The organism is Arhodomonas sp. KWT (assembly GCF_010993615.1).
This window is the reverse complement of the sequence record NZ_WNXE01001160.1, coordinates 1-505: the sequence shown is the minus strand read 5'-3', so window position 1 is coordinate 505 and position 505 is coordinate 1. Positions and strand designations below refer to the sequence as shown.

2 protein-coding genes are annotated in these 505 nt (G+C 71.9%); both read left to right on the top strand.

Translation table 11 applies throughout. The annotated features are described in order from the left end of the window. Positions 1-4 precede the first annotated feature (4 nt). Positions 5-136 carry a DUF2478 domain-containing protein gene (locus tag G7A99_RS26050; protein WP_371807670.1) on the top strand — a complete coding sequence of 44 codons (132 nt, stop codon included), beginning with the start codon at positions 5-7 and terminating at the stop codon, positions 134-136. 172 nt (positions 137-308) lie between these two features. Continuing rightward, the coding region (locus G7A99_RS24725) for a hypothetical protein (RefSeq protein ID WP_205600065.1) at positions 309-505 on the top strand (197 nt) is incomplete at its 3' end.

The following is a 505-nucleotide window of genomic DNA, read 5'->3' as shown; positions in this document are numbered from 1 at the left end:
CGGCATTCCCCTGCTCACCTCGGTACGCCCGGCGGAATCGGAGGCCTGGGAAGGCTTTACCGGCGGCCTCGCCGAGCAGCTGCCGTCGGATCCGGCCGCGATCACGGCCTGGTGCCGGGCCGCGACCCTCGAGTGAACGCCGTCTCGCCGCGCGATCCCGCCGGCGGGACCGCCGGCGCGCGCAAACGGGACGCCCGGCCCGCCCCAGGCCGTCCGGATGCCGCCACAGGGAGACACCGGGAGACGGCCTGAAGCCGAAGGGGACCGATCGGCGGCCACAACGACAATCCCGTTTCCCCGGGGGTGACATGGAAGCGTTCCGTAATTTCCGCGTGAGCACGCGCATCTGGTCGATCCTGCTTTGGGCCGTGATCGGGTTCGCGGCCGTGGCCCTGCTCGCGCTGATGGCCGCCCGGCAGATGGCGCTTGACGAGCGCCGGGAAGGCGTCAGCCAGGTGGTGGAGGCGGCCACCGGCGTCATCGATCACTACCACCAGCAGGCCAC